Origin of the sequence: Paenibacillus sp. RS8 (assembly GCF_041956825.1) — a bacterium.
Classification (GTDB): Bacteria; Bacillota; Bacilli; order Paenibacillales; family Paenibacillaceae; genus Paenibacillus_AQ.
Map to the genome: position 1 here is coordinate 6,205,405 of NZ_CP168131.1, position 20,579 is coordinate 6,225,983.

The window sequence follows — 20,579 nt, forward strand, 5'->3', positions numbered from 1 at the left end:
CAGTAGTATATCACATGTGTATATACGAAAATAAAAAAAAGTGTGAAGATATTTAAAATTTTATTTTTTATTTTTTTCCAATTCATTAAATATATTGATTTATTTCAACGAGAAAAAGAGCCGTTACTTGTCATTAACAGGTTTATTTTCACATGTGTTTTTTAAATAGAATATATAAAAACTACCTACTTAGTATATCACAAATAGCACATTACGAGTATATCAAAATAATCCATCACATTAACGAAAACAAGCGAACCATAAATGGTCCGCTTGTTTATAGTATAGTACTTTTGTTTATTTTAGCGGCTGGGTAAACTATATCCTTCACCCATTCGAGCTCCATCTGAGAACCGATAAAATTGATAATAATACCGACCGCTTTGTTTATAAAAAAGCTGCCATGCATACTCTCCGTTATATACCCCCGGCAACAACCGCTCGATACTAACGTCCGGAAGATCAGCTTTAATTATGCTGCGTATTTTCGCTTCAGAGGTCCCTTTACTCAGTTCCTCAGCATATACTGCGTCGTTGCCTTCTGCAAACTTCCCGTCTACAGTAAAGCGTACCCATACCATCAACTCGGTCCCGGATTGATTCTTCCCTGTTAAGACCCAGTACACTGCATTTTCATCCCAAACGGATTTCTGTGCTTTAGTTACCTCTGTCAGACCAGCGCTGGTTTTGGCGATATCCTTAGCAATATCTCGCTCGTTCCATTGATCTTTCATAATATAGGCATAGAACTGGATAAGTCCAAACAGAAGGAGCAGAATCAGAACTGACCCCAGGAGGATCCATTTTTTCCTTTTCTTCAAGGTACAGCTCCCTTTCTAGTAATATATCTTTTTTGATTATATAACACACCCGTGTGTTTATCCAAAGTTTCATATTCATTCATATAAATTCTTATATTTACAGAAAAGGCCGTAACTTTTGCAAACGCAGAAAGTCACAGCCTTTCAGTTAATTTATGATCTTAGACTAGCGCTTGAGTAGCCCCTCAAAGGATTCTTGCGCCTTACGACGGATAGCTTCCTCATCTAACGTTACACATTGTCCATGTTTTACAACCTGTTTACCATTCACCCATACATGCTCAACATCCTTGGCACTGGCAGAGTATACAGCATGAGACAGCAAATCTGTGTGCGGTAGTAAATGCGGCTGGTCTATATCAATCGCGATAAAGTCAGCTTTCATGCCTACAGCGAGCCTGCCCACATCATTTAAAAAGATAGACTTCGCGCCATACTCTGTAGCCATACTCAGAGCTTCCGGAGCCGGTACAGCCGTAGGATCACCACTTACACCTTTATGGATAAGTGCTGCAAGACGCATCTCTTCAAACATATCCAAGTTATTATTACTTGCCGCGCCATCTGTACCCAGCGACACCTTCACACCGGCCTTTAGAAGATCCGTAACACGAGCAACTCCACTAGCCAGTTTTAGATTACTTCCCGGGTTATGAGATACCCCTACATTATGACGAGCCAGAATCTCGATCTCTTCATCATTCAATTGAACGCCATGAGCAACAATAGACGGACGTGTGAACATTCCAAGCTTCTCTAAATGCGCTACAGGCCGCAGGCCGTAATCCACTACATTCTGCTCCACTTCGCGTTTCGTTTCGGACATATGTGTATGCATCGGTAAATCCAAATCATGCGCCGCCTGTACAAACTTAACAAAGAAATCCGGTGGGCAAGTATATGGAGCGTGTGGCGAGATCATCGTTGTAATTCTACCGTCAGCCTTTCCATGCCAGTTCCGTGCAAAAGAAATCGCTTCCGCAAGCTTGTGATTCTGTACTTCCTCTGGACAAAGACCGATTACGCCTCTCATCAATACGGAACGGATGCCTGATAATTCGACCACCTCAGCTACTCGATCCATATGATCATACATATCCAGGAAGGTTGTAGTGCCACCTTTCAGCATTTCCAGAACAGACAAGGAGGTTCCCCAGTATACATCTTCTCCGGTGAACTTCTCTTCCATCGGCCACATTTTTTCCTGAAGCCACACTTGAAGCGCTAAATCATCTCCATAACCACGAAGCAATGACATTGCAGCATGGCCGTGTGTGTTTACCAGACCAGGCATAAACAACAGACGACTGCCATCAACAACTTGCACACCTTCTTCCATCAAAGGCTCTTCTTTTCCTATGTAAGTGATCAAATCATCTTCAATAGTCATATATCCACTAAGAACAGGCTCATCCGTTCCCGGAATAAGAAAACGCCCGCCTTTGATAATCGTTTTACTACTCTTCATTTCCGCTTTCTTCCTTTCCGTCTTTCAAATAATAAGCAAGGCTTTGCAAATCCGTTGTAAAATCGGCTGCATGAACCCGGATATTCGGTGGTGTTTTTAGAATCACTGGTGCAAAATTCAAAATCGCCTCAATGCCAGATTCAATAAGAATATCTGCTACATTCTGCGCTTCTGAGTCAGGTACTGTAATAATCCCAATTCGAATGCCTTGCTCACGAACTGTCTGACCTAGCTCCTCCATGGGTTGAACCGTAAGAGAGTTGATTTTCCGCCCTACCTTAGGTGCATAAGAATCAAATATAGCGGTAATCTTCATAGTATCTTTCAGATAAGCATTATAATTAGATAATGCATGTCCAAGGTTACCGGCACCTACTAATGCCACATTCAGCTGTTGGTCCAGCTTCAAAATATGACGGATTTTCTCAATAAGATAAGTTACGTCATACCCAATACCTTTTCTGCCGAAGTCTCCAAAATACGCTAAATCTTTACGGATTTGAGCGGGATTCAGATCAAGTTTTTGTCCTAATTCTTGCGAGGAAACGGTTAATATTTCACGTTTCTGAAGATCATTCAAGAAACGTAAGTACACAGGAAGTCTGCGAACAACGGCTTCTGATATTTTATCCGATTTCATAATTTACCTCCTAATTTAAGTACTATTCTGTTTGAATCCTATTAAAATTTCTGTACCTCGTCTCAATGAAGAGCGGTATTCTCTTATACCGCCCTTCATTGTGGAGTGATTAATTAAACAGAAGATGTCCTTCTTAAGAAACGCCTCCGTCTTCCAACCACTCTGCTATACGAGGAACCATTTGATCCGTAAGCATATGTTCCATTTTCGGGCCAGGCAACGAATAAAGGAAATACTTTCCATAATGAGATTCGATAACCCTAGTGTCATACACTATAACAATACCCCGATCCTGCGCTGTCCGTACCAGTCTTCCAAATCCTTGCTTGAAGCGGATAACTGCCTGAGGCACCGACAATTTCATAAACGGATTCTTCTTCTGGGCTTGTAATAACTCAGACTTCGCTTCCGCTAGAGGGTGATTAGGCGGTTGAAATGGAAGCCTCACGATGGCTAAGCATGTCAATGCCTCGCCCGGAATATCTACTCCCTCCCAGAAGCTGCTAGTTCCAAGCAGAACTGAAGCAGCACTGTCCTGAAAGCGTCGAATCAGCTTACTGCGGCTTCCACCTTCCACGCCTTGACCTAGCACCGTGATTTCTTGTGAGGCTAGAGCCTCTTTCAGAGGATCGTAAACTTGGCGCAGCATCTTGTAAGAAGTAAACAGAACAAGCATCCGTCCGCGTGTCGTAATAGCCGCTTCTGCTAGTGACTGTACGAGCGTATCGACAAATCGGGCATCGCCCACACTGCCCTTCACACTAGGGAAATCCCGTGGAATTACTAATAGTGCCTGCTCCCGATACTTAAAGGGAGAAGGAAGGAGAGATGTCATTAGACGCCCCTCTTCCGCAGCTTCATTAAGTCCGAGATTATCAATCATAAACTGGAACGATTTATCGACAGAAAGCGTCGCCGAGGTTAACACAATACTTTTCTTTTTGTCGAAGAACAGCTCTTTAAGCTGGGTACTAACATCAACAGGGACGGCATATAGCTGTAGCGATTTGCTGCGATAATTTCCATTCGCCTCCAGCCAATATACTACATTCTCGTCGTTTAATCCCATAAAAAACCGTACTTGCTCACGTATAGAAGCTAAATCCTTAAATAAGCCGCTAATATCGGTTACTAAACTATCTGAAGAAGATTGACCTTCTTGATCACGCATCTCATTAAGCATCTTATCACCCTTACGGATAATTTCGCTTAATGTCAGATTCATAGTATTCTCCAAAGCAACCAATTCATCCCAATCTTTCGGTTTACGGGTAGGAAGTAACCGCATGACTAGCTGTCCAGCTTCTCCCGCCGCTGCATCGCTACGTTCCGGCAAGAGACTAAATAGCTTGTCACTAAGTAGATCCCAGGTTTCTTTTACAGTAAGTAGATCTGGATAGATTCTATCGATAACTCCGCTCCATTCAGAAGCTTCCTCACTGCCTGATGACTGAAGCATTTGACGAAGCGTTGGGAGTTGGCCGTTACGACTATCCTTGTATAATCGGGACAGCGTGTGAGCCACCGTGAAATGCTTCATATGCATACCTAAATGCTTGCCAGCCACGTCCTCCAGATGATGGGCCTCATCAATAACAAGATGTTCATAAGCCGGGAGTAGCTGGTGCCCAGCCTTAACATCTGCGAAAAGCTTAGAGTGGTTCGTAATAACCACGTCAGCAATACCCGCTTCATGTTTTGCCCGATGGTAATAACATTTGCGGAACCAAGGACAGGAGCGACCGAGACAAGAATCGGTATCGCTTGCTACCGTCTCCCAGAAATCTCCGCCACGACCGCTTAAATTGAGCTCTTCGTCATCCCCTGATTCACTTTGTGTCAGCCAAACGATCATCTGAGCCGCAGTAAGTGCATCTTCCCTTGGACTTATAAAGTCTTTTTTATTAATTTTATGTTCAAACTTACGAAGACACAAATAATGCCCTCTGCCTTTAAAAATCGCAGCTTTAAATGGAAACGGAACTACCTGCGTTAACAAAGGAATATCACGCTCACGCAATTGATCCTGCAGATTAATGGTATGAGTGCTGACCATAACTTTCTCATTAGTACGAACACTTTGGTATATGGCAGGCAACAAATAACCAAGCGATTTGCCAGTTCCTGTCCCTGCTTCGATCAATAGATGTTTGTCTTCGGCAAGTGCCGTAATCACCTCATTGATCATAATATCCTGAGCTTCTCGGCTTTCATACTGTGGCAAAGTGTCTTTAAGCCGTTTCGTTACTTCATCCATATAATCTGTAAATGATAAATTCTGTAGCGGATTCTCAGCATGCTCGTCACGAGGTGGAGCTAGTTCATTCCAATCCCCTACTGCAAGCGCTAATTGACGATAGAAAGTCAGATCACCTTCGGGTTGAAGCGTCTCCGCTTCCCGCTCACGCAGCAGACCATCAAAATACCAACCTAAATCACTATCCTCTTCGGTAAACAGCTCACATAGTCGCTGGATGGTGAGTAACGGCAAACTATAAAGCTCCTCCAGACATTTCAACAGCACAAGAGCTGTCGCTAGTGCATCACTATCTGCCTGATGCGGACGATCATGTGTCACTCCAAAATGTGCACTAACTGACCCTAGTTGATAGGATGTTAGGGAAGGAAAGCAGATTTTTAGAAAATCAATCGTATCTAAAATCCGCCCTTGAAATGGTAAATACCCACATCTGTCTAAAGCATTTTGCAAAAAATGGAAGTCAAATGCGACATTATGCCCTACAAGCACAACATCATCCAAGAGTGGAACAAGCTCCATCATCATCTCATCCAGCTCAGGCGCATCCTTTACATCATCGTCGGTAATCCCCGTCAGACCAGTTATAAAAGGAGGTATCGGCGTTCCGGGCTTGACGTAGGAACCATATACCCGGGAGATGGACCGGTCTTCTTCTATAATTGCAAGGCCAACCTGGATAATTTCACCCACGGATTGGGTTCCCGTTGTTTCAAAATCAAGCACGGCAAATTTCATTATAATTCTATTCCCTTTCAATTGAGACTCTTAATCAGCATAACAGAAGTTGCGAAAAAAGGCGATGCACACCACTGGTTCAGGGGATGCATCGCTTGAATGAAAATGCGGAATAATAAACCGTAAACGTAATAATTTACAATAATGAAACAAGCTGATTTCCGAAATGAAGCTTTCCTCCACGGCGGCGGCAAACCTCCAAATTAACCGTTGGTTCAGGAAGTGCAGGGTCAAGCTGCAACGAGAGGCCAAACAGCTCCTGCGCTTCATTGAAGCGTTCCTGTGAAGCCCGGATGCAGCCTAAAGCATTATAAACCATTGCTTTCAGCTTGGTTTCCCGTATCAAACCGAGCATATGGTTCAAATGACTCCACGCTGCTTCCCCATCCCCTTCCTGAAGGTAAGAGATGGCTAAATATAAGCGAGCAGCCAAACTATCCGGATATTGCGCAATAACTTCCTTAAACTGCTCAATACATTTTCCATACATCAGCAGCTTATAATACCCCTGGCCTCTAACAAAAGTATCCATGCAGAGCTCGGGTGCTTCCTGCTCTGGCATGTCCTCTTCAGCCACAGTCGTAAAATCTACACTTTCACGAAAGTGACTTAGCTTCTCTGCAAAGGCCAGCCATTCATCCATTACTTTATCGCTTAGTCGGTGCAGCATATTATAATTGCATAAAAGCTCATTCCGGCGGGCACCCTCCGCTGTAGGGTAATCTGTAACGATCTCCTGAAGCACCTTGTTCATTTCAGCAAACAAATGTTGAAACATGGGCTATCCCCCTTTACTGAAGATGAAATCAGTTCAGCTTGCCTGACTTCATTTTCTGCGAGAACGGGGTCTTTCATCCCTGCCATTCATTACATGGCGTAAGTCCATTAATTAAGCGATTGTAGCATGCAATTCATGATCAGCCAGCTTGACGGGTCTGTTGTTCTCATCCACGAATACCACTGTTGGCTTATGCGACTCCAGTTCTTCCGAAGACAACATCGCATATGAAATAATAATTACTGTGTCTCCTGGTTGAACAAGACGGGCGGCTGCACCATTCAGACAGATCACACCACTTCCGCGAGGTCCAGGAATAACATACGTTTCTAACCGTGAACCATTATTGTTATCCACGATCTGTACTTTTTCATTTTCAAGAATATCTGCCGCTTCCATTAAGTTCTCATCAATGGTAATACTACCCACATAATTCAAGTTCGCTTCTGTCACCGTAGCGCGGTGAATTTTGGATTTCATCATATGTCTAAACAAGAGCGGCAACCTCCTTTGGAATAAATACATTATTGTCAATTAAGCGTGTTCTGCCAAACTTCACAGCAAGCGCTATAATAATTTCCCCTTCTACATCCGTTATTAAAGCTTCGTGGTCTAAACTTTCCAGATTAGGGAATGTCAGTATTTCCGCATAATCAATGACCGCCAAAGGAGAGCTGGAAATAACCGATGTCAACAATTCCCGCACTTCAGCAACGGTTCTTACTTTTCCTTCTTCAATGGACTGACGTACTTCACGTAAAGATCGAGATAGCACTAATGCCTGACTACGTTCCTCCGAAGATAAGAATACGTTTCGTGAGCTAAGCGCAAGTCCATCCCCTTCACGAATGATAGGGCAAGGTACAATTTCAACATTCATATTCAAATCGGATACCATTCGGCGGAGCACTGCTACTTGCTGGGCATCCTTTAGTCCAAAGAAAGCATAATCCGGCTGCACGATATTAAATAGTTTATTCACAACCGTAGTTACGCCATTAAAATGCCCTGGGCGCGAAGCTCCGCAAAGTCGAGTAGTAAGCTCAGATACTGAGACTGTAGTCCGGGTAGGCTGCGGATACATTTCTTCTACACTGGGGATAAATACAATATCGACGCCTTCGCGTTCCGCCAGCTCCAAATCACGCTCTTCATCGCGCGGATAGGAATCATAATCCTCATTCGGTCCAAACTGCAGCGGGTTCACAAATATGCTCATAACCACCGTGTTGCTCATTTCTCCTGCCCGCCGAAGCAGACTGGCATGTCCTTCGTGAAGATATCCCATGGTTGGAACAAAACCAATGGGGGTATGCCCACCTTGTCTCATATACTCCAAAGCTTCGCGCAGCTGCTCAATGCTTCTGACAACTCTCATCTTATTCCCCATCCTTTCCGGCACCGCCGTATAAAGATTCCAGAACGGTTTCATCTGCCTTAAAAACATGGCCTTCATCTGGGAACGAGCGATCCTTCACTTCTTGCACATATTGGCTAATCCCCTCACGAATTACATTACCCACATCCGCATAGGTTTTGACAAAACGTTTCTCACGATAGGGTGAGGCATACCGCAGCAAATCATGGAAAACCAATACCTGACCGTCACAATAACGACCTGCACCAATCCCAATGGTCGGAATGCTCAGTGCCTCAGAAATCGCTTGTGCGACTTCTTCTGTCACCAGCTCCAGTACGACTGCAAATGCACCGGCTGCTTCAAGCGCCTTGGCCTCATCCATCAGGCGTTTTGCGTCTCTGGCGTCCTTACCTTGAATACGGTAGCCCCCAATCATATTTACCGATTGTGGTGTAAGTCCAATATGCCCAAGCACAGGGACTCCCGCAGCTACAACTGCAGCGACTGTCTCACAAATTTCGAGGCCGCCTTCCATTTTGACGGCATGAGCCCGCCCTTCCTGCATCAGTCTGCGCACACCCCGCAGGGTCTCATCTACACTTCCGTGATAGGTCATAAACGGCATATCTGCCACAATGAACGTATTTTGTGCGCCTCGAGTTACGGAACGAGTATGGTAGACCATATCGTCAATCGTAACGGGTAAAGTTGTATCATATCCAAGTACCACGTTTCCCAGGGAGTCACCCACCAGGATAAGGTCGATACCGGCTTCTTCAGCAAGTAGAGCCGATGGGTAATCATAAGCGGTCAACATACTCAACCGTTCACCATCTGCTTTCATTTTTTTCATTTTCACAATATTAAGTGCTTGTTTGTTTGCCATTTCTCTCTTCGTCCTCCTTTTTGAAATAACATCCCCGTAAAAATCGCAACAAAAAAACCCTTTAGCAATCATTTGCTAAAAAGGTCCGAAGGGCAAAAAAGAGTCACTCGCGATCGTCCCTTCTGTCTCGGTCCTTACGGCTCAGAGCAGAATCCAACGTAACCGTCTAACGCAGTTATGAAGGTAATTCCAATAATAAAAACATTATAAATCCATCAGATCAAGAGTACAGTTCGTAAAACGATACCGCCTCCGACCCATAGTATATCAAAAAGGACTCGGAATTACACGAAAAAAATATGACAAGGGATGACACCCCTGCCATATTGAAAAGACTTATAAAAGCTCAATTTCACCTGAGCATACATTTGAAATGTCCCCTGAGCTATTTTTAAGGAGTAGTCCGCCTAAGTTATCCAGACCTACTACGACGCCTTCAGAACGCCCCTGAGGGCTATTCAGGGCGATTTGGCGACCCAATGTAACTGACATCGACTCCCATAGCTCTTTGATGGGTTTAAAACCTTGATTCATATACAGATTGTAATGCAATTCCAACTCATCGAGCACAGCCCTAACCAGCTCCGAACGGTCAATAGGAACACCGCTCCGCTGTATCCGAAGTGAAGTTGCCACTTCTTTCAGATGATCAGGATAATCGTCTTCAGTCAAGTTCGCAGAAATTCCAATTCCGGCGATGCAATAATGAAGCTCCCCTTCTCTTAGCGAAGACTCAAGCAAAATTCCGCATATCTTACGACCGCCCGCAAGCAAATCATTCGGCCATTTAATACCGGCATCGACTCCGGTCACACGACGTATTGCTTTACAAACGGCAACCCCAGCAAGCAGTGTTAACTGCGGAGTCTGTAACAAAGGTAAATTCGGCCGCAATACTATACTCATCCAAATCCCTTTGCCACGAGGAGAAAACCAATTTCTGCCCATTCTCCCCCTAGCGCCGGTTTGTTCTTCAGCGATTACGGTTGTTCCTTCTGGTGCGCCGCTTTCTGCCAATCGTTTGGCTTCCTCCTGAGTAGATACGACAGACTCTAGGAGCTGAACTCTGTCTATCCAATTCGAATCGGAAGCTTCCTGCTTCAATTCGGTTAGCGACAGCGCCTTATCATAGCTCATGTCCATCCATCCTTTTTGCTTCAAGCAGCAATACTTGTTTATTGTTTAGTAGATCTCCCGAAGCAGTCGCTTGCAGAAGTGCACTCAGCATATTGCCGAGCCAAGGACCCGGACGTTTCCCAAGCGCTTCCGCCAGCTCATTACCTGTAACAGCAAGCTCCGATAAGCTCTTAAGCGGCATCTGTGAGATCCAGTCTCTTGCAGCTTGCAAATAGATCAAGCCATTTACAAGCTCTGGCGCCGCTGGGGTGACAGCGGGTGAAATCTCTGAACCCGCTGGCGGGTTCGCAGCGGGAAGGCCACCTGCTGGCAAGATCGCCAGCAGCGAGAGCCACCCTTCGGCGGCTTCCACGCCGAAGGTCAGCACGGCGGCGAGGAAGCGCCGCCGCAATAGATCCGTGCCGTCCGGTTCCCCCGGCGGCACTGCCACCAGGGCAGCGGTCCAAGCTTCGCGGACCCGCAGCACCTGGACGACGCTGGTACGCGTCGTCCCAGAGAACGTCCATGCCCGCAGCAGCTCATCGGCCTCCTGGGCCGACTGCTTCAGGGCATGGAGGAGAAGCGCCCACCGCAGGTGGGCGCTCTCCAGTTCCCCTATCCCGGCCGTCAAGGCGGCAGCAGCTGCCAGATCGGTTCCGGTCCAGGGGAACGGGGCTTTGCCGCGCGCGAGCAGTTCACAGCGCGCTAGCATTGCAAGTCCGCGCCGAGGATGCGGCCCCTCTACGATGCGGTCCAGCTCCGCGCGGACGCGCTCCACAGCAATATGCGCCAGCTTATCTCGCTGGCGCAACAGTCCCCTCCACGTATTCTTGGCGATGGAGAAATCTAACACCGATGCGAAACGAACGCAGCGAAGCATGCGTAGCGCATCCTCATCGAACCGTTCCTCCGCATCCCCCACACAGCGGATCACACGGAGAGCTAGATCCTTCTCGCCTCCGAAGGGATCAATCAAATCTCCGTCCAGCCCGCAGCATATTGCGTTAATCGTAAAATCGCGACGACGCAAATCTTCCTTCACATCACTAACAAATTCAACATGTTCCGGACGACGATGATCGACATACCCACTTTCAGTTCGGTATGTCGTCACTTCAAACCCATGCCCATCCTGAAGCACGGTGACCGTCCCATGTGCTAGCCCTGTCGGAATACTGCGTGCGAAGATGGCTATCACTTCCTCCGGCACTGCTGAAGTTGTAATATCCATATCATGTACTGGCCTACCCAACAGCTCATCGCGAATGCAGCCTCCGACCCAAAAAGCCTCATGGCCGTTCTGAGTTAGCTCAGAAATTACATTTTCCGCCGCAAGAGCCATAGCGGATGGCGCCATTTTCCATTTCATTACGAACCCCTTACCCCCTGACTGTATCCAGTCTAGGTACCTTGCGCCCGAGCACACGGTAATATATATCTTCATACTGACTTGTAATCGAATCCTTACAGAAATCTTTGCAGGCTGTTTCCAGGCAGGCTTGTCTGAATTGCTGCACCATGCGATCATCCGAAAGGAGTTTAATTGCATATTTCGCCATAGTGTCCGTATCACCAATCGGAGCAATAAATCCCGTCTTGCCATGCTCAATTAGCTCTGGAATCCCTCCGGTTTGAGAACCTATAGTCGGTACTCCACAGGCCATCGCTTCTAGCGCAACCAGACCAAAGCTTTCCTTCTCTGATGGTAACAGCAGCAAATCAGCTAACGAAATGACTTGAGCGATCTCATCCTGTCTTCCTAAGAAGCGGACTTTATCTTCCAGACCCATTTCACTGATCTTAGCTTGAATCTTGGGAAGATCAGGCCCTTCACCAACAAGCAGCAGTCGTGAAGGGATTTCACGATTCACTTTAGCAAAGATATCTACAACATCGCTTACCCTTTTAACTGGACGGAAGTTACTGATGTGCATCAGGATCTTCTCTTCAGGTGAAGCAAAATCTTCCCGAAGATTCGATACATCCCGCGGGTAATAGACACGATGATCAACGAAATTATAAGTGAGGTCAATCTCGCGAGTGATATCCAGCACTTCTCGTGTTTCTCTAATGAGATCCTTCGATACAGCCGTTACAGCGTCACTTTCATTAATTCCAAGACGGATTAGATCTTTTAGAGATTCGTCCTGTCCAAGTACCGTAATGTCAGTACCATGCAAGGTCGTTACAACCTTTATATCATTACCAAGCATTTGCTTGGCAAGAAAAGCACAAACAGCGTGTGGAACGGCATAATGAACATGGAACAGATCCAGATTCTGCATTTTAGCAACCTGAGCCATCTTCGTAGCAAGCGCTAAGTCATAAGGAGGATATTTAAATACGTAATAATCGTTAACTTCTACCTCATGATAAAATATATTTTTCTGAAACTTCCCTAACCGAAACGGAATACTGTGTGTAATAAAATGAACTTCGTGCCCCTTTTCGGCCAAGAGTTTTCCTAATTCAGTCGCTACTACGCCTGAGCCGCCAAGAGACGGATAACAGGTAATACCTATTTTCAAACGATCCATGTTCCGTCCCCTTCTATACTTTATAAAGTATGGTCCCCCGCAGTAAACAAATTTACCGCATAAGGAACTTTTGTAGCAAACCCTTCCGCATAAGGAATGAGTCTGCGCTGTCCAAGCAACATATCTCTAGAGCGGACCCGCTCAATGTAACCCTCCGTTAACGGTGTGGATACAGCATCGGCACCCAGCGGTTTGGTGAACTGAGAGCGATAACAGGACAATGCCTGCTCCTTTAACCCATATTGTTCAGTAACATCTACAATAAGATCCGTACGTCCAAGATCATTTATAAAATAAAAAAACAATTGTGGTGCTGAAACTGCCGGCTTGTCCGGCATATATTTACGTAGTTTGGCATTAAAGACCGCCTCTTCTACCAGCTTACTGCATGCTATATGATCAGGATGACGATCTTCCCAATAAGGAGCAAAAACTATCGCAGGCGCAAAACGGCGAATTTCTGCTGTAACAGCTGCTACATGCTCTTCCGTTATAAAAAGCCCTCTGTCTGATAAACCTAAATTCGTCCGCACCGATACACCAAGTAGATCAGCAGCTTGCTGCGCCTCTTCCTTGCGTAACTCTACAGTACCGTTCGAGGACATCTCTGCAGCCGTTAAATCGCACAAGCCCACTTTAAGGCCTGCAGCGGTATGTTTCGCAATCGTACCTGCCATACCGATCTCCGCGTCATCCGCATGAGCTCCAAATACAAGAATGTCCAGCTTCATTCATCGACACCTGGTTTGTATTTATGAACTAGTTCACGCCAAGCAAAGTCACCGCGATCAATCGCCTTCACAAGCACTTCAGCTGTCGCAATATTCGTAGCTACAGGTATACCGTATACGTCGCATAGACGAAGTAAAGCTGTAATATCTGGCTCATGTGGCTGTGCCATTAATGGATCACGCAAGAAAATAATAAGGTCCAATTCATCCTGCGCTACCATTGCGCCAATTTGCTGATCTCCACCTAATGGGCCGGACATATAGCGATGAATTTTCAAGCTAGTCACATCCATGATTCGTTGGCCAGTAGTCCCCGTGGAAAATAATTCATGACCTACAAAAACATGCTCATAGGCTAATACAAAATTTACGATCTCATCTTTTTTACGATCATGTGCAATAAATGCGATTTTTAACATGGTGTTCTCCCCTGTCTATTCTATAAAGTGCTCAAATCCATAGATCAAGCCAGTGTATTCCATAACCTTCTGAATCCCCATCTTAACGCCTGGCATATATCCTGCTCGCTCATAAGAATCATGCCGGATTTTTAAGGATTGTCCGAACCCGCCAAAAATCACTTCTTCTTGGGCAAACACACCAGGAAGACGGACACTATGTATCCGGAATCCGTTATAATAACCCCCGCGGGCACCTTCAATCGTTTCTTCTTCTTTAGGATTCCCTTGACGAAGCTCTTCCCGAACCTCTGAAATCATCTCTGCCGTTTTAATTGCAGTTCCGGATGGAGCATCCAGTTTCTGGTCACCATGATACTCGATAATCTCCAGATGCGGGAAGTATTTTGAAGCTTGAGCCGCAAATTTCATCAACAGAATAGCCCCTATGGAGAAATTAGGAGCAATGAGTCCGCCTATCCCCTGGTCTTGACACTGCTTGTCCAGTTCCACAATTTGCTCCGGTGTGAATCCGGTTGTACCAATAACCGGACGCACTCCGTATTTAATGGCTAGTGCTGTATTCGTATACGCTGATTGTGGTGTAGTGAAATCAACTACAACATCTCCATTGCTTCCCGCGAGGGCAGCCTCAAGATCTGAAGTTACAATAACTCCCGAGTCTTCTAGACCTACAAGACGGCCTGCGTCTATATCCATCGTTGAACGATCTACCGCAGCTGCCAGCTCTAACTCTTCGTCCTGCAGCACAAGTTTAATAACCTCTTTACCCATTCTCCCGCCTGCGCCGGATACGATAACTCTGATCTTGTTGCTCATATCTTTTCATCCTCGCCTTCACTGGTTATATAGTTACTGCATATACGATTGTATGGATTTCTGAAGGTCTACCATCAATTCTCGCAAGCCAGAATCATCCGGATGTAAAGAAATCACTTCTTTCAGGGCAGCTATAGCCTGAATATGCTCATTTACCCGACTATGCGCAATGGCAAGCCATACATAAGCATCCCCATATAAGGGGTCAAGAGTGATGGCCTCTTTAAGCAGCGTAATCGGATGATACGGGTTGCGAGTTTTGTTATCTTCATCTTCTATCAACCGCTTAGCTTCCTGTACATGCATCATAGCCTGAAGATGCTGTAGATGTAGACTATACTCAGGTTTGCTACCGTCTAACTTCATAGCGGCCTGAGCATGAACTAAAGCTTTATCTAGCATACCACTGCGGGCATACGTTATGGAACAACGATATCTGACTTCTGCATCTGCCGGACTTGCCGCAATCGCAGCCTCAAAGCAAACAATAGCTTCCGCAAAGTCACTTCGCAATATAGATCGGTAGGCTTCTCTTACATAATCTCTTTGATCCATATACACACCATCCTCACGGCTAAATCCCGTTCGTTTGGTACAGCATATGTTATAGAGGCCTAATCGGTGTCTTTTGGTGTCCAACGCCCAGCGTCTCGGGTATTAAACTTATGCATAACCTTATTATGCGCTTCAGTCAGATCTATCCCAAGAGAATTCGCAAAACAAACGGTAATAAACAGAATATCTCCCAGTTCAAGCTCAATAGAATTCTCTGCTTCATCAGACTTCTTCGGCTTTTCACCGAATTCATGATTAACTTCCCGCGCCAACTCTCCGACTTCCTCGGACATGCGGGCTAACATAGACAGCGGACTGAAGTACCCTTCTTTAAATTGCGATATATAAGCGTCTACTTCACGCTGAATGTCACCAAGACTTTTGTCCATAAAATGTATCTTTGCCCCCTCTGTATATCTTGCCTTCTGTTTGCCCCTATGTTATCGTAAAGACGTTTTGAAGACAAATCTTTTTTGAATATTTTAACACCTGCAAGAAAAGGTATACTTATTATAGGAAAAGAAAAACTGCCTTAACAAGGCCTAACGAGGGATTCCATGAATTCAAACAAGGTAATCACAATCAGTAAAACAGTTGCTCCCATCATGCTCGGCACTGCCGTATATGCATTCGGTCTACTGTATTTCATCATTCCCAGTCAGCTAATGGAAGGCGGCGTAACAGGTATCACACTGTTGCTTAATTATGCCTTTGACATCCCAATCTTTTTAACAACGCTGCTAATCAATCTTCCATTGTTTCTGCTGGGTTGGAAAGTCCTAGGCGGCCGCCAAATTGTATACACAGGTGTAGGGATCGGGTCTTTATCCCTTTTCTTGTGGATCTTCGAAAGATTGATCTCTGCCGGATGGATCGTGCCGTTCAGCACCGAACATGACTTTATTCTTGCTGCACTATACGCAGGGGTGACACTTGGAACAGGGCTTGGGATTGTGTTCCGTTTTGGTGGCACAACAGGTGGCGTAGACATTGTAGCAAGAATTCTGGGACGGAATTTCGGCTGGAGCATGGGACAGATTATTCTGGCTATCGACATTTTCATTATCGGTTCTTCCATCTTCTATATTCCCAAAGAAAAAATTCTATACACACTCGTCGCAGTGTTTATCGCTTCACGTGTTATTGATTTCATCCAGGAAGGCGCTTATGCCGCCAAAGCTTTTACTATCATTAGTGACGAGGCACCCCAAATTGCCGATCTAATAACTGCTGAATTAGAACGAGGAGTAACGCTCATCCCCGCCATCGGTGCGTATTCTAAGCAAGCCAAGCATATGGTGTATTGTGTGGTCTCAAGGCAGGAAATTCGCCGTCTTAGTTTATTAGTCAAATCAATTGATCCGCACGCGTTCGTAATTATAAGTGATGTGCATGATGTTCAAGGCGAGGGATTCAGAGAAACATAAAGAAAAAGGAGCGAGGACTCTTCCCGCTCCTTTTTGTTATTCATTAAGCCAATTTCACTAAATCGGCTTGAATTTTTGATTTTCTCCACGATACTTACGATAGCCCACATAAGCTAATGCTGCAATAATAAAGCTTGCGGCTAGCCCTCCCCAAATCCCAAATTCTTGTGAGGCCAGGGGTAATGACAAAGCCGGCTCATCCTTCGATTTTCCGAACATTACCCGCACCGCATCCTGGCCGTAAGACACTATTTCAAGCAACCGGGCCCGTTCGATTTTTTGTGAAGAAGAAGGAATGCCTGCTGCATAAGAGAGCCAAGAATCAAAAGCATTTACAACTTCAGCCTGACGGGAGACGATCACTGCTGGCCGAATATTCTCGTACCTGCTCTGTAGCCTCTCTACAGCCGCTTTCCATCCAGCCAGATCATTTGCAGCACCGCTTCGTTCCATCGCATTCAGATCCTCGCGGATTAGCTTATAATACTGCAGCCAAATGGGCTGTCCAGGTTGATTTAGACTGTTGGCGGCTAACCGTAACTTGGTTGCTGTAGTCTCCAATTGCTGCTGAGATATTTTTGCACTTGCCACTGCAGCCTTCAGGTCCATAATTACCCCTGACAGCGCATTAATGCCCTCTACAGAAGTCATTCCTTCAAAGGAAGAGGACACTAAGATCCTAGAGAGCTCTTCGGTTTCTTGTCGGACCTTCATCACATCGCCTTCCAAGACATACCCATACAATGCCTCAGCGGCTTGTTCTAGCTGCTGTGCTCCAGTTTTCCCACTCATCACAACCAAACCATTGCCCGAACTAACATCGGCGCTTTGCTTCGTATCATTGCCATAGCCTTCACCAGCATTCGCTTGCGCTGCTGAAGCTTTTTCAACATTCATGCTGGTCAGTAACCAGCAAAATACTAGAATAACAAACACATAATATCTCCCGCGGAGCATGAGACATCCCCCTTCTACCTTAAGAAGAAACGACGTTGTCGTCTTTTAAAGACGATATTCATTTCTCGTAAAATTATAAGGATAAAGTATAGTATAAAACTAATACTTCTTATAATTCTAAATGTATGGCAAAGGGACAAGGGTTAGAACTGCTTGCTAGAACCTATTCTTAAACTGATAGATAGACTCAACTGATCTTTGTCTACTACTAAACAACCAAGCAACAATTACGCTAAACACCGTAAGCGCCATTGTAAAGTATTGTACCTGAGTAACATCATCATTCAGTACAGAAGGTAACCATGGGTATATTCCATAGGAATAGTCCAGCAAATCGTTAGCAAGGGTCCAGAACAGCGCTAGCGGTATCATTTTGCGGAAAGAAAAGAATCGTGCATAGATCAAGGCTTCCACTGCCATCCCCAAATGGGAGATTACCAGCATCCAATCTTTCCACACTAGAATATCTCCTTGATACCCTCCAGCAAAAATCATACTTACCGCCCAAATCCCATACTTCACGGACGTCACTACCGCTAATGCTTCAATAAGCTCCCTAACGTTATTTCCCGTATAGCTTTTTGGAGGAAAGAGCATTAGCAACAGTGCCAAGGTAAAGAACAAGCTCGCGGTTGGACTATCTGGAACAAACGGCAGCAACCAAAGCGGAAAGTTAGCTGCCGTGAACTCCAATTGATTGCCATACCATATGTAGCCATAAATGGTACCGAGAAGATTCACAATAAATAACAACCAAATGATTCCTCGGTGTTTAAACAGTCTATCAAAACCATGAACTGACATACAGATCATTAACCTCCCAAGTAGTGGCAACTTTACGATTGACATACAAAAACCTGACCGCAGTTTCGATCAGGTTTTGCGTTATTATTATTTTACTGTTCGCTTTTTTGTTTGGCAAGCCAGTCTGCCAAGGCATCAATGTCTTGATCCGAAAGCCCCGCTCCCAGAGCAGTATCATACATCTTCGGCATCTGCCCTTGACCCTCTTTTATAATAGTAAGGATTGCTTCTTTATCATGGGTGTCCCCTACGCCACGAAGAGAGGGTCCACCAGCCCCTTTCAAATCGGCGGCATGACAAGAAATGCAGGTAGCTTGCTTAAAGAGTCCCATGGCTGGATCATCCTTGTCTACAATCGCTACTTCCTTTGCTTTAACTGCATTCGAGGTTGGGAGGCCCTTCGCCCTATTCTCCGCCGCCTTCTCTTCCCGTTGAACATCTTCAGGAATTTGACCGGTTTCAGCCATTTCATGTTTGTATTCAGTCCAAGCCGTATTCGTCAAGTACACAATCGCTGCAAGTGATAAGAACATCAAAGATGAAGCGATCGGTCTACGATAGAAGCGGCGTTCTCTGCCTGTATCCAGAAATGGAGCTAAAAGAAGTGAACCAAAAGCTACACCGGTTACTCCTAATGTACCCAGTACGATATAATCACCAGAAGCATATGGAAGCTTTAAATACTGATAGAGAAACAAGAAGTACCAGTCAGGAATTGGGATAACCGTAGCACTCGCATTCGCTGGAAACCCTAGCGGCGCAGGCTCTGAAATAGTAAGCACTAATATTCCTACAAGTACAACGACGCCAACCATCCATTCTTTCAGTAGAAAGTTAGGGATGAAGGCTTCCGATTTACCAGGATAGGCTGAATAGTCTGGAGGTGTGATAAATCCATTGCCTTTACGAACTCTGGTATCACCGACGTATACAACCTTTTCCTTAGAATTGTTTCCATGTGCCATCCGTATTCCTCCTCTCTCAGATTAACTTACAACGGTCCAGAAATCCCTTGTCTGCGGATCATAATAAAGTGTCCTACGAGCAGACTAAGAAGCACCGCTGGGAGGAAGAATACATGTAGTGCGAAAAACCGAGTCAATGTTTCTGCACCAACAATCGTACCACCTTGCATAAGCTCTTTTAGTACGGGCCCCATCACAGGAACAGAGTTAGCAATTTCAAGGGTTACTTTTGTTGCAAAATAAGCTTTATTATCCCAAGGCAATAAGTAACCCGTTAAACCGAGACCCAACATTACGAAGAAGATAAGCATACCCACTACCCAGTTCATCTCACGCGGAGCTTTGTAAGAGCCTGTAAAGAAGACACGCATCGTATGAAGGAACATCATAACAATAACTAGACTGGCACCCCAGTGATGCATTCCGCGGACAATTTGTCCAAAAGCAACACTAGACTGTAAATATTCAACACTTGCATAAGCATTGATAATATCTGGAACATAATACATCGTTAAGAACATACCCGATAAGATCTGAATCACTGTAATAAAAAAGGTCAGTCCGCCAAAACAATACACAAACGCAGAGAAATGATGGGCCGGGTTAACATGCTCAGGAACCTCGTGATCGGCCACGTCCCTCCAAATTGGCGTAACATCCAAACGTTCGTCAATCCAGTTATAGACATTTTTAAACATTAGAACCTACGCCTCCCCACTAGCTACTGTATTAGGCACAATATCACCCAAAAGAACCCAGCCGTTATCAAATTTCGTTTTATACTGGTCAAGCGGCTTTGGAGCAACCTCGAGATTTTTGCCGAGTTTAGTGTAACGCGCACCGTGGCAAGGGCAGTGATATTCGTCGGGATGAGCCTTATCGTTATTCCATCCGACCGTACATCCTAAATGTTTACATATGGGTGAAAGCGCATAAATATCACCCTTTGCGTCTTTACGGATCCACGCAGTCAGCGTCGCTGTGCTATCGTACCATCCGTCCTTCTGCTTCAATTCAAACGTAAATTCTTGGGGCTCTTCGGTGATTTTACTTATTTCAGCAACCTTTATAAATTCACCTGCGCCCTTCTTATGTAATATTGGGTCCACGACAAAACGGACCATTGGGAGAATTGTGCCTGCCCCCATAAAAGCAGTAGCGCCACCTAGCGTGTAGGTCAAAAATTGCCTGCGCGACATCTCTTTACGGCTGGGTGGTTGTTCAGGCCAAATATCCTGTTGATCATTATGGCTGCTCATACTGTTATATAACCCCCTTCACAAGATATAAGAAAGTATCTA

22 protein-coding genes are annotated in these 20,579 nt (G+C 45.2%); 1 reads left to right on the plus strand and 21 read right to left on the minus strand.

Features of this window, described 5'->3' with window-relative positions:
• Window positions 1-302: 302 nt before the first annotated feature.
• From ACDZ28_RS29185 to ACDZ28_RS29260, 16 genes are all read right to left on the minus strand, one after another.
• Entirely contained in the window at window positions 303-821 is a 519-nt protein-coding gene (locus ACDZ28_RS29185) for a DUF5590 domain-containing protein (RefSeq protein ID WP_042129493.1), read from the minus strand.
• A gap of 166 nt (window positions 822-987) precedes the next feature.
• Window positions 988-2,289 (minus strand): amidohydrolase, encoded by a 1,302-nt coding sequence (locus ACDZ28_RS29190; RefSeq protein WP_375103440.1) that lies wholly within the window; start codon window positions 2,287-2,289, stop codon window positions 988-990.
• The gene (locus tag ACDZ28_RS29195; RefSeq protein WP_042129497.1) at window positions 2,279-2,929 is read right to left on the minus strand and encodes a redox-sensing transcriptional repressor Rex; all 651 of its coding nucleotides are present in this window, start codon (window positions 2,927-2,929) and stop codon (window positions 2,279-2,281) included. The genes ACDZ28_RS29190 and ACDZ28_RS29195 overlap by 11 nt, the downstream gene beginning before the upstream one ends.
• A gap of 133 nt (window positions 2,930-3,062) precedes the next feature.
• Complete coding sequence (gene dinG / locus ACDZ28_RS29200; RefSeq protein WP_339287402.1) at window positions 3,063-5,924, minus strand: ATP-dependent DNA helicase DinG; 2,862 nt, start codon at window positions 5,922-5,924, stop codon at window positions 3,063-3,065.
• Between the two features lie 136 nt (window positions 5,925-6,060).
• Window positions 6,061-6,702 carry a hypothetical protein gene (locus tag ACDZ28_RS29205; protein ID WP_076119760.1) on the minus strand — a complete coding sequence of 214 codons (642 nt, stop codon included), beginning with the start codon at window positions 6,700-6,702 and terminating at the stop codon, window positions 6,061-6,063.
• A 111-nt stretch (window positions 6,703-6,813) separates the two neighbouring features.
• Complete coding sequence (gene panD / locus ACDZ28_RS29210; RefSeq protein ID WP_042129504.1) at window positions 6,814-7,197, minus strand: aspartate 1-decarboxylase; 384 nt, start codon at window positions 7,195-7,197, stop codon at window positions 6,814-6,816.
• Window positions 7,190-8,080 (minus strand): pantoate--beta-alanine ligase, encoded by an 891-nt coding sequence (panC, locus tag ACDZ28_RS29215; RefSeq protein ID WP_076119761.1) that lies wholly within the window; start codon window positions 8,078-8,080, stop codon window positions 7,190-7,192. Before panC ends, panD begins: the two co-directional genes overlap by 8 nt.
• Before the next feature lies 1 nt (window position 8,081).
• The gene (gene panB, locus ACDZ28_RS29220) at window positions 8,082-8,948 is read right to left on the minus strand and encodes a 3-methyl-2-oxobutanoate hydroxymethyltransferase (protein WP_375103441.1); all 867 of its coding nucleotides are present in this window, start codon (window positions 8,946-8,948) and stop codon (window positions 8,082-8,084) included.
• 336 nt (window positions 8,949-9,284) lie between these two features.
• Window positions 9,285-10,085: a biotin--[acetyl-CoA-carboxylase] ligase gene (locus tag ACDZ28_RS29225; RefSeq protein WP_339287405.1), complete on the minus strand. Its 801-nt coding sequence runs from the start codon at window positions 10,083-10,085 to the stop codon at window positions 9,285-9,287.
• On the minus strand, window positions 10,075-11,508 hold the full coding sequence (locus tag ACDZ28_RS29230; RefSeq protein ID WP_375103442.1) for a CCA tRNA nucleotidyltransferase: 1,434 nt from the start codon (window positions 11,506-11,508) through the stop codon (window positions 10,075-10,077). Before ACDZ28_RS29230 ends, ACDZ28_RS29225 begins: the two co-directional genes overlap by 11 nt.
• Window positions 11,444-12,601 (minus strand): N-acetyl-alpha-D-glucosaminyl L-malate synthase BshA, encoded by a 1,158-nt coding sequence (gene bshA, locus ACDZ28_RS29235; protein ID WP_042129514.1) that lies wholly within the window; start codon window positions 12,599-12,601, stop codon window positions 11,444-11,446. Before bshA ends, ACDZ28_RS29230 begins: the two co-directional genes overlap by 65 nt.
• A gap of 20 nt (window positions 12,602-12,621) precedes the next feature.
• Window positions 12,622-13,332 (minus strand): bacillithiol biosynthesis deacetylase BshB1, encoded by a 711-nt coding sequence (gene bshB1, locus ACDZ28_RS29240; RefSeq protein WP_042129515.1) that lies wholly within the window; start codon window positions 13,330-13,332, stop codon window positions 12,622-12,624.
• Window positions 13,329-13,751, minus strand: coding sequence for a methylglyoxal synthase (locus ACDZ28_RS29245; protein WP_042129517.1), 423 nt, complete (start codon window positions 13,749-13,751; stop codon window positions 13,329-13,331). The genes bshB1 and ACDZ28_RS29245 overlap by 4 nt, the downstream gene beginning before the upstream one ends.
• Window positions 13,752-13,766: 15 nt before the next feature.
• Entirely contained in the window at window positions 13,767-14,570 is an 804-nt protein-coding gene (dapB, locus tag ACDZ28_RS29250) for a 4-hydroxy-tetrahydrodipicolinate reductase (protein WP_042129520.1), read from the minus strand.
• Window positions 14,571-14,603: 33 nt separating this feature from the next.
• Complete coding sequence (locus ACDZ28_RS29255; RefSeq protein ID WP_042129521.1) at window positions 14,604-15,125, minus strand: tetratricopeptide repeat protein; 522 nt, start codon at window positions 15,123-15,125, stop codon at window positions 14,604-14,606.
• 59 nt (window positions 15,126-15,184) lie between these two features.
• Window positions 15,185-15,514 carry a nucleotide pyrophosphohydrolase gene (locus tag ACDZ28_RS29260; RefSeq protein WP_036676271.1) on the minus strand — a complete coding sequence of 110 codons (330 nt, stop codon included), beginning with the start codon at window positions 15,512-15,514 and terminating at the stop codon, window positions 15,185-15,187.
• A 168-nt stretch (window positions 15,515-15,682) separates the two neighbouring features.
• Between ACDZ28_RS29260 and ACDZ28_RS29265 the strand changes: the two genes are divergently transcribed.
• Window positions 15,683-16,552: a YitT family protein gene (locus ACDZ28_RS29265; protein ID WP_076119766.1), complete on the plus strand. Its 870-nt coding sequence runs from the start codon at window positions 15,683-15,685 to the stop codon at window positions 16,550-16,552.
• Window positions 16,553-16,609: 57 nt separating this feature from the next.
• Here ACDZ28_RS29265 and ACDZ28_RS29270 read toward each other — a convergent pair whose 3' ends face one another.
• From ACDZ28_RS29270 to ACDZ28_RS29290, 5 genes are all read right to left on the minus strand, one after another.
• Entirely contained in the window at window positions 16,610-17,509 is a 900-nt protein-coding gene (locus ACDZ28_RS29270) for a sporulation protein YpjB (protein ID WP_375103443.1), read from the minus strand.
• Window positions 17,510-17,665: 156 nt separating this feature from the next.
• On the minus strand, window positions 17,666-18,313 hold the full coding sequence (locus ACDZ28_RS29275) for a DUF1405 domain-containing protein (protein WP_375103444.1): 648 nt from the start codon (window positions 18,311-18,313) through the stop codon (window positions 17,666-17,668).
• Window positions 18,314-18,405: 92 nt separating this feature from the next.
• Complete coding sequence (locus ACDZ28_RS29280; protein WP_076119769.1) at window positions 18,406-19,278, minus strand: menaquinol-cytochrome c reductase cytochrome b/c subunit; 873 nt, start codon at window positions 19,276-19,278, stop codon at window positions 18,406-18,408.
• Window positions 19,279-19,304: 26 nt separating this feature from the next.
• A complete protein-coding gene (gene qcrB, locus ACDZ28_RS29285) occupies window positions 19,305-19,976 on the minus strand; it encodes a menaquinol-cytochrome c reductase cytochrome b subunit (protein ID WP_042129529.1) in 672 nt (223 codons plus the stop codon).
• A gap of 6 nt (window positions 19,977-19,982) precedes the next feature.
• Window positions 19,983-20,537 carry a ubiquinol-cytochrome c reductase iron-sulfur subunit gene (locus tag ACDZ28_RS29290; protein ID WP_042129531.1) on the minus strand — a complete coding sequence of 185 codons (555 nt, stop codon included), beginning with the start codon at window positions 20,535-20,537 and terminating at the stop codon, window positions 19,983-19,985.
• Window positions 20,538-20,579 lie beyond the last annotated feature (42 nt).